This window comes from Hydrogenophaga sp. SL48 (assembly GCF_021729865.1).
In the GTDB taxonomy this organism is placed as follows: domain Bacteria; phylum Pseudomonadota; class Gammaproteobacteria; order Burkholderiales; family Burkholderiaceae_C; genus Hydrogenophaga.
Genome location: NZ_CP063400.1, coordinates 3,157,760 through 3,172,122, shown reverse-complemented (window position 1 = coordinate 3,172,122; position 14,363 = coordinate 3,157,760). Strand labels below are relative to the sequence as shown.

General features: G+C 67.0%; 13 protein-coding genes and 1 pseudogene. 2 read left to right on the top strand and 12 right to left on the bottom strand.

Annotated features, from left to right (window positions below; all coding sequences use genetic code 11):
* Window positions 1-380 precede the first annotated feature (380 nt).
* The 4 genes from IM738_RS15050 to IM738_RS15035 are packed head-to-tail and all read right to left on the bottom strand — an operon-like array spanning window position 381 to window position 3,092.
* Entirely contained in the window at window positions 381-821 is a 441-nt protein-coding gene (locus IM738_RS15050) for a hypothetical protein (protein WP_236961733.1), read from the bottom strand.
* Between the two features lie 16 nt (window positions 822-837).
* Window positions 838-1,278: a GNAT family N-acetyltransferase gene (locus tag IM738_RS15045; RefSeq protein ID WP_236961731.1), complete on the bottom strand. Its 441-nt coding sequence runs from the start codon at window positions 1,276-1,278 to the stop codon at window positions 838-840.
* The gene (locus IM738_RS15040) at window positions 1,275-2,180 is read right to left on the bottom strand and encodes an SDR family NAD(P)-dependent oxidoreductase (RefSeq protein ID WP_236961729.1); all 906 of its coding nucleotides are present in this window, start codon (window positions 2,178-2,180) and stop codon (window positions 1,275-1,277) included. The genes IM738_RS15045 and IM738_RS15040 overlap by 4 nt, the downstream gene beginning before the upstream one ends.
* 42 nt (window positions 2,181-2,222) lie before the next feature.
* Window positions 2,223-3,092 (bottom strand): helix-turn-helix transcriptional regulator, encoded by an 870-nt coding sequence (locus tag IM738_RS15035; RefSeq protein ID WP_236961727.1) that lies wholly within the window; start codon window positions 3,090-3,092, stop codon window positions 2,223-2,225.
* A 110-nt stretch (window positions 3,093-3,202) separates the two neighbouring features.
* Between IM738_RS15035 and IM738_RS15030 the strand changes: the two are divergent.
* Window positions 3,203-3,346: pseudogene (locus IM738_RS15030) on the top strand (GreA/GreB family elongation factor); the annotation flags it as partial.
* 213 nt (window positions 3,347-3,559) lie between these two features.
* On the opposite strand, the gene IM738_RS15025 reads toward IM738_RS15030, so the two are convergent.
* The 8 genes from IM738_RS15025 to IM738_RS14990 form a co-directional block, all read right to left on the bottom strand.
* Entirely contained in the window at window positions 3,560-4,147 is a 588-nt protein-coding gene (locus tag IM738_RS15025; protein WP_236961725.1) for a hypothetical protein, read from the bottom strand.
* 260 nt (window positions 4,148-4,407) lie between these two features.
* On the bottom strand, window positions 4,408-6,663 hold the full coding sequence (locus IM738_RS26040) for a xanthine dehydrogenase family protein molybdopterin-binding subunit (protein ID WP_236961724.1): 2,256 nt from the start codon (window positions 6,661-6,663) through the stop codon (window positions 4,408-4,410).
* A gap of 3 nt (window positions 6,664-6,666) precedes the next feature.
* Window positions 6,667-7,125 carry a (2Fe-2S)-binding protein gene (locus IM738_RS15015; RefSeq protein WP_236961722.1) on the bottom strand — a complete coding sequence of 153 codons (459 nt, stop codon included), beginning with the start codon at window positions 7,123-7,125 and terminating at the stop codon, window positions 6,667-6,669.
* Window positions 7,126-7,220: 95 nt separating this feature from the next.
* Window positions 7,221-7,682: a DUF2798 domain-containing protein gene (locus IM738_RS15010; protein WP_236961720.1), complete on the bottom strand. Its 462-nt coding sequence runs from the start codon at window positions 7,680-7,682 to the stop codon at window positions 7,221-7,223.
* 57 nt (window positions 7,683-7,739) lie between these two features.
* Window positions 7,740-8,831 carry an efflux RND transporter permease subunit gene (locus tag IM738_RS15005; protein ID WP_236961718.1) on the bottom strand — a complete coding sequence of 364 codons (1,092 nt, stop codon included), beginning with the start codon at window positions 8,829-8,831 and terminating at the stop codon, window positions 7,740-7,742.
* Window positions 8,832-8,946: 115 nt separating this feature from the next.
* Window positions 8,947-10,860, bottom strand: a complete 1,914-nt coding sequence (locus IM738_RS15000) for an efflux RND transporter permease subunit (RefSeq protein ID WP_236961716.1) — start codon at window positions 10,858-10,860, stop codon at window positions 8,947-8,949.
* The gene (locus tag IM738_RS14995) at window positions 10,857-11,990 is read right to left on the bottom strand and encodes an efflux RND transporter periplasmic adaptor subunit (RefSeq protein WP_236961714.1); all 1,134 of its coding nucleotides are present in this window, start codon (window positions 11,988-11,990) and stop codon (window positions 10,857-10,859) included. Before IM738_RS14995 ends, IM738_RS15000 begins: the two co-directional genes overlap by 4 nt.
* Window positions 11,987-13,453 (bottom strand): efflux transporter outer membrane subunit, encoded by a 1,467-nt coding sequence (locus IM738_RS14990; RefSeq protein WP_272907873.1) that lies wholly within the window; start codon window positions 13,451-13,453, stop codon window positions 11,987-11,989. Before IM738_RS14990 ends, IM738_RS14995 begins: the two co-directional genes overlap by 4 nt.
* 85 nt (window positions 13,454-13,538) lie before the next feature.
* Here IM738_RS14990 and IM738_RS14985 point away from each other — a divergent pair, with 85 nt between their 5' ends.
* Window positions 13,539-14,189, top strand: coding sequence for a TetR/AcrR family transcriptional regulator (locus tag IM738_RS14985; RefSeq protein ID WP_236961712.1), 651 nt, complete (start codon window positions 13,539-13,541; stop codon window positions 14,187-14,189).
* Window positions 14,190-14,363 lie beyond the last annotated feature (174 nt).

Sequence of the window (14,363 nt, the reverse complement as noted above, 5' to 3'; positions counted from 1 at the left end):
TACCACGCACTGCTGCCGCTCGGGCCACTACACGTCGCTAACTGAACAGCCGCTTCGTGGCAATCAGCATGAGCCTACCCGGCAGCGTCCACAGGCGGCTGTCGCTGCAAACTTGCCAGTCACCAGTGAGCATCCGCTTGAAACTGGGTGCGTATATTCAAATTTGAAGACGGCGCATTGGTGAGGCACCACACCCTGCGTTCACCGAGCGAGGGCGCAAGCGACCGCTCGACGACCCAAAGCGGTCTCAGCGATCAGCCGGCGTTGTCCGGTAGCCTTGCACTGAGCCATTGCCCGTCCGCACGAAATTGACCAGTCGGCCCTCGGCGCAGGTCGGCCGATGAACGGCCCCTCTGCATTGCAACAGTTGATGATCCCCATCAATCTCGGCGCCGATCCATCCTTTCGCTCAAACGCATGGGCGCGAGTAGGCAATAGCTCTGGACAAGCAGATCCTGCACTTCTTCCCAATCGGTTGACGCATCGATGGATAGGCCGACGATGTTGTCAAACCAAGGCGGGCGAAAGAACGGAGCACGCCTGAACCGTGGCGCATCGATGGCCGGACGCGGGCCGCGAACGGTCAGCACGCAGAGGGGGCCGGCGGAGCCGGCCGCCTTGGCATAGGCCGGCGGATAGCCCGCTTCGATCATCAGCACGTGCGCGAAATTCTTCTTGGCGACGACCCATCGGATTCCGACCCAGGCCTGCTGCTCGGCCGCTTCGGGCAGGTCCAGGCAGACGAGTCGCAACTGATGAAGGACAGGCGGAGGAACGGTTGTCACGTTCGTACGGTTCAAGAAGGTTGATGAAACCAGCATGGCGAGCGCCGTATCGTCAGCGTTCGCGCGGGTACCAGAACGCGTCGGCGATGCGCTCCATGCCTGCCCGCTGGTAGAAGGCCGCCGCCTCGGGTACCGACAAGAGGATCAGTGCCACTTGAGGGCCGAGGTGCCGCCGCACTTCGTCGAGCAGGCCCTGGCCGATGCGTTGGCCCTGGGCCACGCTCACCACGGCGAGGTCGGAGAGATAGCAGCACCACGCATGGTCGGTGAGGCAGCGCGCCACGCCCACCAGCGGACCGCCCGCCACGGCGAGCCGGGCGGTGACGATGAGATCGGCCGCCGACAGCATGGCTTGCAAGCGCAACAGGTCGCCGGTCGGACGGATGCGGCCGAGCCCCGATTCGTCGAGCACCCGCCTGAACGACTCCGCGTCCAGCGTGGGTTCAACCCCATAGAAAACCGTGGGCTTGGTGGGTGAACTGATCGAGCTCATGCCCGGTCCAGCTCGAAAGGCGGCACCTGCCGGCCGTCAATGTCGGTGAAGCCATATTCGGCTGCGAGATCGGCAACGCGCAACACGCGGCCGGTCTTGTCCATTGCTTGCGTGTCGGCGGCCAGCGCGGCGACGGCGCGCCCCAGGTAGCGCGGCGACTCGGTCTTCGAGAGCGCTGGGCGTTCGCGCCAGTTCGTCTCGTCGGCCTGGTGCCCGGCCAGCACGAACTCGGTGCGCATCCAGCCGGGGGAGACGGCGATCGAGGCCACGCCGTGCGGCTTCAAATCCTGTGCCATGCCGAACGCCAGGCGACACATCGCTGCCTTGGCCAGGTCGTAGTACAGATTGCCGTGCATGTAGCGATCACGATCCCAGAAAGTCGTGGTCACGATCAGTCCATGCCGCTGGCGCACGAGCATGGGGGCCGCGCAGCGACTGGCCAGCAGGTGATTGCGCACGCCGTGATCGAACATCGTGTCCCAGTGGGCGAACGGGTGCTCCCAGAAGGGAGCCACGAAGACGCCGTTGAAGCTCTCGTGCCCGCCCCAGGCGTTGTTGACCAGCAGGTCGAGTCGGCCCTGGTCCCGCTGCACCCGTTCGAACAGCTGAGCCACATCGTCTTCTCGCGTGTGGTCGCACCGCACCGCAATGCCTTGTCCGCCCAGGCGAGTCAGATCCTCCGCTGTGTCTTCGATCGAGCCCGGAAGCTGGGACAGGTGCGAAAGCGCCATCAACTGCGTGTAGGTCGGCGCCGGCTCCGCGCGGGTGCTGCGCCCCGTGACGTAGACGGTGGCGCCGGCGGCTCCGAGCTCGAGGGCAATGCCCCGGCCCGCACCTCGGCTGCCGCCGGTAACGACCGCGACCCGGCCGTGCAACGGTCGATCGACTGGTTTGTCTGCCATTGAAGCTCCTGTTTGCTGCCCAGACTCCAGGTTAGTCTGGACTCAAGCCACGATCTTGGAAGAACCCGAAATCGCCACGCGGCGGAACTCCATCGGCGTGCAGCCGCAGAGGGCCTGGAACTCGTTGATCAGATGCGACTGGTCGTAGTAGCCGGCCTCGAGGGCCACATCGCTCCACTCGGGCTTGGTTTGCCGTCGCAGCGTACGAAGGCAGCCGTGCAGGCGAGCCAGCCGGCGCCAAGCACTCGGTGACAGGCCGATGTGCGTATTGAACAACTGCTGCAGGCGGCGTTCACCGACGCCGACGGCCGAAGCCACTTCGCGCACCGACAACTGCCCTGCGGCTTCGATCAGCAGCCGCAGGGCGTGCGTGGCGGTGAGGTGCACGGCTGGCGTGCTGTGCCGCAAGCGGTGGGCCAACTCGGTTTGCAGGACATCGATGCGTGCGGCGTCCGAGGTTTGCTCGTGCAAGCGACTCAACAACCCACCACTGTCCTGCTGCCAAAGCGCATCGAGTGGCACGGCCGTGCCGGCGAGTTCGCCGGCGGGCACACCGAGCAGCACCCCGGCCGCACCGGGATGCAATGTGATCGCCAGTCCGTGGGCATGGCCACGCTGGCTCACCCGCGCAGGCGTTGCCGACGGCCCGAGAACCAGCATCGCCGGAGCCGGCGCTCCGTCGCTGCTCGGTGACTCACCCAGGTTGACGACAAGCCGCACCGCGCCGTCGGGAATCACGCGTTCCACGACCTCCTGGCCCGGCGCAAAGGTCTCGCGGTACGACAGGATATTGGACAGGTATGGTCGCAGCGTCGACTGCACCTCGTAAGCGCGCAAGGCTGCCGAGGGCACGGTCGACTCCGGGCCGTGCAAAGGATCCTCATCAAGGCGTACGAACTGGCGTTGCACCATCGGGCAGAGTTTGCCCGATTTAGCGAAGGCGGGCGCAGTTGCTAGACAACAGCCGTGCCATCCTGTGACCTGCCCCCGCCAGCTGTACCAGACTGAAGTTAGTGAAGTCCTTGGTCAGCGGCGCTCAACTCGTTCAGGTCATCAGCAGCGAAGCCCCGTTGGGCATGGCCATGCTGGGTAAATGCGAGGGTGATGAGGTGTCGATACAAGTCGCTCCAGTCCGACAGCTGTTTGAGGTGCTGTGGGTTCATTGAGTCGCAAGGATGCCGCTGTGAGGCCCAGACCGTGAATTCACGGGGGCAACATCAACGGCTGCAACCGCTGGATGGGTGAGATCGATGGCATTGAGCCTTGGTAGGGGCCCTCGAACTCGACGGTAAGTGGTCGGTATCGGGCCTGTTCTCAGCTGGCGCGCAGCGCGCTTTTCCTCTGAGATGGGGAGCAATCCCACATAGGAAATCGCTTCCTCATATTTCGAGGCGGTTCAGGGCAGTCTCCGGGTCCAGCTGGTCCAGCAACCTCATGGCGACGTGCCCAGCCAATGCGCTCTTGTCGCCAAGTTCCTGAAATCCTGGGACGACGACGAGCTGTGCTCCAAAAAACAGCAATTGCGTCTGCTGCGCCGCCAGACGATCCTGCAGATTGTTCGACAACATCCATTCCGCCAAGGGGCGCGAGGGCGTCGGTACGGTGTCGCCCGAATGCAGCGCGCACAAGACGTTGACGACCGCCCCGCCACCCTTGGCGGACAGCACGGGCGCGAACGCATCGATCAGCTTCAGAGTCCTGCTCACCGTTGGCGATCTCCGGTGGCTTCCCTGGGCGTCAGCACCTTCATCCGATGGAGCGCCATTCGGCCCGAGAAGCAGACAGTTGATGAGCAGGTTCACGTCGGACAGTTCACGCGCAAGCGCGCCGATGTTCCCCCGTCTCTCAAGATCCACCCACAGGGGTGTTGCACCTGTCGGCCAAGTGTCGAAATGCTTGAATTGCGCGTCTGCGTACACCTTGGCCACATCGCGCGCCAGCAAGCCCCGCACGACAGCGGTACCCACGGCGCTGCCAGCTCCGACAACGAGAGCCACGGCCCCCTTGAGCCTCATGCAGGGGAATCCAGTGAGGCATCAGACAACGATGCTTCAACCAGGTTCGTCTGCGGCGACAGCCATCTGCACCCACGCGGCGAAAACGGCCAGAGGTCAATAGAGGTCCAGTCCATGGGTTGGGTCCTGATCAGGGGCTGCGTGTGCAGCCGTGAGGTGGAGGGAAGAGATCGTGTGAGGCGGTACTGCCTATGAGCGGGCGCTGGCCGCGCTCAGACAAAGTCGATGTGCTTGCGCAGCGGCAGCTCGCGAATGCGCTGGCCCGTGGCGGCGAAGATGGCGTTGGCCAGCGCCGGTGCGGCCGGTGGCACGGTCGGTTCGCCGATGCCCTTGATGCGGCCCGCGCCCGTGGTCTGCAGCGCCCTGGCCGCGATTTGCGGCACCTGGTGCATGCGCAGGCTCGGGTAGTCGTGGAAGTTGGTCTGCTGGGGCATGCCGTCCTCGTACGTGAGTTCGCTGAACATCGCGTGGCTCAGGCCGAACAGCATGCCGCCGGTCATCTGGGCTTCGAGGTTCACCGGGTCCAGCACCTGTCCCACCTCAGCCACCACGAAGGCCTTGTCGATGCGGATGCCTTGGGGCGTGGCGGTCACCTCCACCACCTCGGCCACCGGCACGCCGAAGGACAGCGCAAAGGCCACGCCACGGCCGCTGCCCTTGGGCAGCGGTGTGCCCCAGCCGGAGAGTTCACCCACGGTCTGCAGCACGCGCCGGGACGGCTCGTGCGAGCACAGGCGGATGCGCTCGGCCAGCGGGTCTGCACCGGCGGCCACGATCAACTCGTCGAGAAAGCCATCGTGCAGGAACCCATTGGCCGATGCGCCCACCGAGCGCCAGGAACTCACCGGCACCATCTCGGGCACGCGGTAGCCCGTGACACGGTAGTGCGGGATGGCGAAGGGCTGATCCCATGCGCCGGCCACGATCCACATGTCGGGGCCAGGGGTCGGGATGTTCAGTCGCCCGAACTGCGACGCACTGACCGACGCCGACGCGATGCCCAGGTCGTAGGCGTGCACCTTTCCCGCCTCCACCGCGCCGCGCGCCCGCGCAATGAACTGCGGGCGCGGGTAGTCGTGCGTCATGTCTTCTTCGCGGGTCCAGGTCATCTTGATTGGCAAGCCGGGGTGGGCCTGGGCCAGTTCCACGGCCTGGCGCGCAAAGTCGTCCTCCAGCCGGCGGCCGAAGCTGCCCCCCATGATCTGCACATGCAGGTGGATGCGGTCTTCGGCCAGGCCGGTCTGGGCTGCCAGCGCGGTCACGGTAAAGCGCGGGATCTGCGTGCCCGTCCAGACATCGAGCCGCCCGTCCTTGAGCATCACGACGGCGTTCATCGGCTCCAGCGGTGCATGGGCGAGGTAGGGCACGCGGTATTCGGCCTGCAGAACGAGCTGCGGATCGGTGGCCTTCAATGCGGCGTCGACATCGCCTTCGTCCTTCGCGCGGCTGTCCTGGCGCTCGGCCGTGAACGACTCGCCCGCCTGCTGGAACATGGCTCCTGTGGTGGCCGGGTACGGCGCTGCCCCCCACTCGATCTCCAGCAGATGGGCTGCCTGGAAGGCGCGCCAGGTGTTGTCTGCGATCACGCCCACGCCGCCGGTGATGGGCACCACCTTCAGCACGCCCTTGGCGGCTTCGGCCTTCTTCGCATCGAAGCGCTGGATACCGCCATCGCGGCGCGGGTTGGTGCGCACCGTGGCGTACACCATGCCTGGCATGCGCAGGTCGATGCCATACACCGCCGTGCCGGTGGACTTGGGCACGATGTCCAGGCGCTGCATGGGCTTGCCGAGCAGCCGCCATTCGTTGGCCGGCTTGAGCGCCACGTCGGAGGGCGCCGTCAGCTTGCCTGCGGCGGCCGCCAGCGCCGTATAGGGGATGCGCTTGCCGTCGGGCATCAGCACGTGACCGTCGGCGGTCTTGAGTTGCGCCACCGCGACCCCGGTTTGTTGGGCGGCTGCGGCCAGCAGCATCTGCCGCGCAACGGCGCCGGCCACGCGCAGCTTGTCGAAGGCATCTGCCACGGTGGAGGAACCGCCGGTGAGCTGAACGCCCAGCAGCTTGCCCATCACGCCGGCCGCGCCACGCCCGGTGTTCGCCATGAAGCTGTCGCTGGTGGCGGCAATCGGGAAGCCTTCGGCCATCACCACGCCGTTGAAGTAGGCGGCCGAGGGCGGCCCAGGATCGACCTTGAACTGGCCCCAGGCCACGTCCAGCTCTTCGGCGATGAGGGCTGCCTGGACCGAGTACGCGCCTTGTCCCTTGTCGGCACGCGGCGTGATCAGCGTGATGCCGTCGGCATCGATGCGCACGTAGGGGTTGAGCGAGACCGCACCGTCAGGCAGCGCGTCCTGCAGCGGGTTGGCCGGGGCGCGCTTGTAGAGGTAGGTGCCCACGGCCAGGCCGGCGGCGACGCCACCAGCGCCAATCAGGAAGGTGCGTCGGGCGATGCGTGCGATGTTGGGCATGGCTCAGGCTCCCCTCAGGTTGGCGGCAGCCGTTTTGACGGCCTGGCGGATGCGCGGATAGGTGGCGCAGCGGCACAGGTTGCCGGACATGGCCTGGTCAATCTGCGCGTCGGTCGGGTTCGGCTCTGTGGCCAGAAAGGCGGCGGCCGTCATCATCTGGCCCGACTGGCAGTAGCCGCACTGGGCCACCTGGTGCTCGATCCAGGCCTTCTGCACCGCGTGCAGGGCATCGGGCCGGCCGATGCCCTCGATGGTGGTGACCGGGCTGGTCACCGCGCCCACGGGCACCGAGCAGGACCTCACGGCGACGCCGTCCACATGCACGGTGCACGCACCACATTGCGCCAGGCCGCAGCCGTACTTTGGCCCGGTGACGCCGAGTTCATCGCGCAGCACCCACAGCAGCGGCATCTCGGGCTCTATGTCGATCTGGTGGACGACGTTGTTGACGGTCAGTTTCATGGTTGAGCCTTTCGGTGGATATCAGCAAGCCAATGCGGCCTGCGAGCGGTCACCGTCTTGACGGTGCAGGATCGATTTCCGGGATTGCGCATGGATCAAGGCGATTGCGCGAATGCCTTGTTGACCAGGCGTTCCACGCGGGGCGCGACGATCAAGAGCACGGGGATCGCGACCACGTAGCCCAATCCCCAAGACCTGATCCAGAGGTGGGTGAAGTCGTGCCTGAAGCCCAGGTTCATCAGGATGACGGCAAAGGAGATCACCCCCGTCGTGATGAGGCCCATGGTCAGGGCGAACACGATCTTTGGCGGCAACGCGCGGGTGTCGCCGGCGTCGACACCCTTCGTGGCGACGAACAGCCTCGCAATGAGCCCCTGCAAGCTGGGCGCGACCGACAGGATGATCGGAACGACGATGAGGTAGGCCAGGCCCCACGAGCGCATCCAGACCTTCAAGAACAAGCCTCCAAACCCGAGATTCAGGTAGATGAGCGCGAATGTGATCAAGCCTGTGGTGACGCCGCCCATCAACAAGGCAAATGCAATTCGATTCTTCATATGGTGATCCGGTGCATGAGGTGTTGCGGGCGTCGGCGGCGCAAGGTGTCGAGGCACTCAGGCACGGGACACTTCGCTCTTCGTCCACGTGGCGACCATGGGCTGCGTGGGGGCTGGCGCTTGCACTGCGCTGTCACGCCGCACACGGAACCAGGCGGCATAGAGGGCTGGCACGAAGACCAGCGTGAGCGCCGTGGCCACCACAAGCCCGCCCATGATGGAGATCGCCATCGGCCCCCAGAACACGCTGCGCGTGAGCGGGATCATGGCCAGCACCGCCGCCGCGGCCGTCAGCACCACGGGGCGCGAGCGCCGGACCGTGGCATCGACGATGGCCGTCCAGGGCGCGACACCGCGCGCGATGTCCTGGTCGATCTGGTCGACCAGGATGATCGAATTGCGCATGATCATCCCGCCAAGGGCGATCACCCCCAGCAGCGCCACGAAACCGAACGGCGCCTGAAAGGTCAACAGCGCGGGGACGACACCGATGATCGCCAGCGGCCCTGTCATGAACACCATGAACATGCGCGAGAAGCTCTGCAGCTGGATCATCAGCAACAGCAGCGTCACGGCGAACATGGCCGGGAAGACGGCGAACAGCGCGACGTTGGCCTTGTCGCTCTCCTCGATGGCACCACCTTCCTCGATGCGGTAGCCGGTGGGCAGGCTGTCCACGATGGGTTTGAGCGAGGGTCGGATCTGCTCCGTGGCATACGGGCCCTGGACGCCGTCCGCCAGGTCGCTGCGCACGGTGAGCGCCATGTCGCGGTTGCGCCGCCACAGCACCGGCTCCTCGAAGCTTGGCTCGATGCGGGCGATCTGCGACAGCGGAACGGTCACGCCACTGCGCGAGAAAAGCTGCAGGTCGCCGATCTGACCGATGCTCTTGCGCTCCTCGGGCGTGGCCCGCACGACCACGTCAATCAGTTCCTCGCCGCGGCGGATCTGCGTGACCGGCGCGCCGTCCAGCGCGGTTTGCACCAGGCCCTGGATGTCGGCGCTGGCCAGGCCCAGCTGGCGCGCCTTGTCCTGGTCGACCTGCACCTTGACCGAACGCACCTGTTCGTTCCAGTCCAGCTGCGTGTCGCGCACCAGCGGGCTCTGACGCACCACATCGCGCACCTTGTAGGCGATGTCACGTACCACAGCCTTGTCCGGCCCGACGACACGGAACTGGACCGGGAAGCCCACCGGTGGACCGAACTCCAGCCGCGTGACCCGTGCCTGGACGTCGGGCAGCGCCTCGTCCTTGGCAAAGAGCTCAATCAGCCGCGCGCACCCGCTCGCGCTGCTCGATACCGGCGGTCTTGACGACGACCTGGGCGAAGCCCGGGTTCGGCAGCTCGGGCTGGATCGAGAGGTAGAAGATGGGTGTGCCGGCACCGGTGTAGGCGGTGAAAAACTCGACGTCGGGGTCCTTGGCCAGAACCGTTTCCAGCAACTTGACCTGACGCTCCGTGGCGGCAAAGGACGCACCCTCGCGCAGCCGCAGCTCGACCAGCAGTTCGGGGCGTGCCGCGGTCGGGAAGAACTGCTGCTGCACCTTCAGCATGCCCGCACCGGCCGCTCCGAGCAGCAGCACGGTCAGGCCCAGCACGATCCAGCGGCGCTGCACGGCCCAGTCGACGACGCGGCGCAACCGGTGGTAAACCGGCCGGTCGTACACGTCGTGGTGCTGGCCCTTCCCCAGGTTCTTGGGCAACAGCTTCACACCCAGGTAAGGCGTGAAGACCACCGCGACCAGCCACGACAGGATCAGCGCGACGCCGACCACCCAGAAGATGCCGCCCGCGTACTGGCCTGCGATGGACTTGGCAAAGCCGACGGGCATGAAGCCCGCGGCGGTGATCAGCGTGCCCGTCAGCATCGGAAAGGCGGTCGACGAGTAGGCGTAGGTGGCCGCCTGAAGGCGGTCCACGCCTTGTTCGAGCTTCACCACCATCATCTCCACCGCGATGATCGCGTCGTCGACCAGCAGACCGAGCGCGATGATCAGCGCACCCAGCGAGATGCGGTCGAGGTTCCAGCCAGCGGCGTACATCACCGCCGCGACCAGGCCCAGCACGAGCGGCACCGAGGCCGCCACCACGATGCCAGTGCGCCAGCCCAGGAAGAGGAACGAGACCGCCAGCACGATGGCCAGCGCCTCCAGGAAGGCGCGCTCGAATTCCCAGATCGAGTCGGCGACCACGCGCGGCTGGTCGGCGTACTGCTGGATCTCCACACCGGCCGGCAGCTCGCTGCGGATCTGCGCCAGGCGCTGTTCCATCGCCTTGCCGAAGTCGGTCACATTGCCGTTGCCCTTGAGGGTCACACCGATGGCCAGCACTGGCACGCCGTTGTGGCGAATGGTCATGCTGGGAGGGTCCTGGTAACCGCTGCGCACGGTGGCCACGTCGGAGAGCCGCAGCAGCTGGCCGCCGACCTCCAGCGTGACGTTGGCAATGTCCTGCACGCCGTTGAATGCGCCATCCACCCGCACCTGCACGCGGTCGTGCGGGGTGTCGGTCGATCCCGCCGGCGCCACCAGGTTCTGACGCGCCAGCGCGTCGAACACGGCCGATGGCGGAAGGCCGAGGGCCGCCAGCCGGCGCGTGGAGATCTCCACGTACACGCGCTCGGCCTGCTGGCCCAGCACATCGACCTTGCCGGCACCCGGCACGCCTTGGAGGCGGCGCTTCACGTCTTCGGTGACCGTCAGCAGCTCGGCCATCGAGAGCTCGGGCGCGCTCAGTGCATAGAGCACGCTGTAGCGGTCGCTGTACTCGTCGTTGAAGAATGGTCCGCGGACCCCCTCGGGGAGTTCCTGGCGCACGTCGCCGATCTTCTTGCGCACCTGGTACCAGGCCTCGTCCAGCTCGGCCTTGCTGCTGCCGCCCTTCATCCAGAGCGTGATGCCGCCGTAGCCCTGGCGCGCGAAGCTGCGCACGTAGTCGAACTGGTCCAGCTCCTGCAGTTTGCGCTCGATGCGGTTGAGCACCTGGTCCTGCACGTCCTGCGCTGTGGCGCCAGGCCACACCACGATGGCCGTCATCTGCGGCACTTCGAAGGTGGGGTCTTCCAGGCGCCCCAGGCGGCTGAACGAAAACAGACCCACGACCAGGGTCAGGATGATGAGGAACAGCACCATGGGCTGGTGCGTGACCGCCCATTCGGAGAGGTTGAAGCGTTTCATGAGCGGCTCTTGGGGGTCTCGGTCGTGGCGGTGTCGGCGGGCCGCTCGATGGCACGCACGGGGATGCCAGCGTCGAGCTTCTGAGCGCCGACGCTGACCACGCGGCTTCCCGCGGCAAGACCGCTGACCCGCACCGAGGCTTCGTCGATGGCGACCACCTTGACCGGCGTGAACACCAGTCCGGAACCCTGTGCATTCAGCGTCCAGACGCCCTCGGGACCACTGCCCTTGACCAGCGCGCTGACGGGCAGCGAGACGGTGGCGGGACCGGCCTGGGGCGCTGCCAGCGTCAACTGCACCGTGCTGCCCAGCGGCAGCGCCGACACCTGCGCGCGCGATTCGGGTGTGGCGGCAAAGCGGGCGCGGTAGGTCCGGCCCTGCGCGCTGGCCTGGGGCGACAGCTCGCGCAGCGACAGGCGCAGCCGGGTGTTGGGGTCGGCCCACGGTGCAGCGGTCGCCGTGAGGCTGCGGGCGCGGCCTACCCAGTCCTCGGGCAGGTCCACCACCACCTCGTGCTCGCCTTCCCTGGCCAGCGCCATCACGGGCAGCCCCTCCGGCACCACCTGGCCCCGCTCGAAACGGATCGCCGTGACGACGCCGGCGTAAGGCGCGACCAGGGCGGCATAGCCCTCGCGGTTGCGGGCCAGCTCCAACTGCCGTCGCGCCTGGTCCAGCCGGGCCGCGGCCGCGTCGGCGCGGGCCTTCTGGCGCTCATGGTCGGCCGTACCCACCGAGCCGTCGGCCAGCAGGCGGCGAAAACGCGCCTCGTCGGACGCGGACTGCTGGGCATCGACCGACGCTGCCTGCACCTGGTCGGCCGCGGCGTTCACCGCCAGCTGGTAGTCGGCAGGGTCCAGTCGGGCGAGCACCTGGCCCTGCTTCACGCGGTCGCCCACCTCCACGAGCCGTTCAACGACCTTGCCGCCGGTGCGGAAAGCGACTTCGCTCTCGACACGCGCGCGGACCACCGACGTGAACGTGCGTGCCTGCGCCGAGGCCGTGGGGGCCACGGTCGTCACGAAAACAGGTTTGACGACCACAGGAGATCGGGGCGGTTCGCTGCAGCCGGCCATCAGCAGGCTCGCGGCCGCCAGGGCCGTGAGCGACAGGTTGGAAAGGGTTGGGTTCACGGGGAAGTCCTTGAGGCAAGAGGTCTCGGGGCCGGGGCGTATCCACCCCCCAGGGCCTTGTAGAGCTGAACGTCGGCCAGCGCCTGCTGCAGGCGGCTGTCCGACAGGGCAAGTTCGCTGGCCAGCACGGAGCGCTGCACATCCAGCAGCACGAGCAGGTCGATCTGGCCTTCGCGCCGCAGCGATTCGGCGCGCAGCAGCGAACGGCGGCGGTGCTCGGCGGTGAGCGTCAGCGCGGCACCGCGCTCGGTTTCCTGCGAGCGCACGAGCAGGCTGTTCTCGACCTCCTGCACGGCCACCAGCACCGCCTTCTGCCAAGCCAGCACGGCCTCTTCGGCGCGGGCCGTCTGCACCTGGATGCCGGCCTCAATGCGGCCGGCGTTGAAGATCGGCGCGGCCAAGGCCAGTGCGACATTGGAGAAGTGCACCGGCGCGAGATCCAGCGCGTTCAAGCGCAGGTCCTGCCGACCCACCAGAGCGCTCAGGAACAGCCTGGGCCACCACTGCGCGCGGGCTTCGGCGCTGCGCAGCGCTTCGGCGCCCACGCGTGCCTCGGCAGCGGCCAGGTCGGGCCGGCGCCGGAGCAGTTCGCTGGGCTGGCCAGCGGCGATGCCCCTGGCGGCGGGCCAGGCGAAGGCCGGGTCGGTGCCCACGACCGGGACCGACGGGTTGCGGCCCAGCAAGACCGCCAGCTGGGTCTGTGTGGTGCCGACCAGCATCCGCAATGCGGGTACCTGGGCGTCCAGCGCATCGGCCTCGGCGCGGGCGCGGTCCAGGTCAAAGGCGCTGGCCAGTCCCTCGCGTACGCGGTTTTCGACCAGTGCGGCGGTCTGGCGCTGGGCCGTCGCCAGCGCCTGCACGGTGCGCAACCGTTCCTCGGCGCTGCGCAAGATGAAGTACTGCCGCCCCACCTCGCTCGCCACCAGCAGGCGGGCACCGTGAACGCCCGCGGCAGCGCCTTGGGCATCGGCCTGCGCCGCGTCGCGCGCCGCGCGCACCCCGCCGGCGAGGTCGATCTCCCACGCGAGGTCCAGACCTGCGCGCAGCGCACGCGTGTCGGGCATGCCCTGCTTGACCGGTTCGGGCACCCCGCTCTGGCTGCGCGAGGCGGCCACTTGCACACCCACGGTGGGCCACAGCCGCGAGGCCTGTGCATTGGCACCCGCGCGCGCCTGCCCGACCCGCAACAGCGCCATGGCCACATCCTGGTTGGTGGTCAACGCCTCCTGCACCAGCCGCGACAGTGTGGTGTCACCAAATCCGTCCCACCAGGCATCGCCCGGGACCGATGCGGCGGTGGCAGCGGGCAGCTCGTTCGCATAGGTCGCGGCCAGCGGCACGGACGGGGCAGGCCTCTCAGGAGCGGTGGTTGAGCAAGCGGATAGGATTAGCAGCGATACCGCTGCCAGCGCAGATCGGCTCGCATCAACACGAGGGCTGCCCGTGCGGCTCAGTGGAAACATCATGGAAGTCAGCCTGATTTAGTGGACTTGTTGGTCCATTAATTTTAGCGGACAATACTGTACTGTCAAGTCCACATTAAAGACAATGGCAACCAACGACGACGATCTCGCAACCCCGCCGCGCCGAGGCCGCCCCCGCGATCCCGAGCGCTTGCGTCGCATCATGGAAGCGGCACGCAACCACTTCTATGCGCACGGGCTGGAGCGCGCCAGCGTGGACGCCATCGCGGCGGAAGCGGGCGTGTCCAAGATGACCGTCTACAGCCACTTCGGCTCGAAAGAGGGGCTGTTCGAAGCGGTGGTCCGTGACCGGACGGATCGCGTCATGGGAGGCCCCGAAGGTGTCGAAGCGCTGGACCCGTTGCAGCCGCACAAGGCGCTGCAGACAGTGGCCGAGCAGTTCCTGGCGCTCACGCGCGAGGAGCACACACTCGGCAAGTTCCGCTCGTTGTACGGCGCCGCCAAGGCGCAGCCCGAGGCTTGCCGGGCGTTTTACCGGCAGGGCCCCGAGCGACTCAACACCGAACTGGCCGCATACCTTCAGCGCGCCAACGACGCTGGAACACTGAAGGTGAAGAACCCCCGGCTGGCCGCTGATCTGTTCCTGGGGATGTTTCTCGGCGATGGGCACATGCGCGGCCTGTTGATGTTGGACATGCCCGACGCGCGCGAAAACAAGGCCTTGTTTCGCGAAGCGGTGCGCGTGTTCCTGGCGGGGTACGCGGTCGCCGGCTGATCAGGCCAGGCCGAAGGTCTTCTGCACGCTGTGCACGATGGCTTGTGACGCGAGGTTCCGATCTGCGTCATTGGCGGCGATCAGATTTGCCATCTGAGGTGCGTTGAGGTCTGGGGCTACGCTGAACAAGTCGGTACCGTCAGTCCAGGTGATGGGGAAGCGGTCGGTGACGTG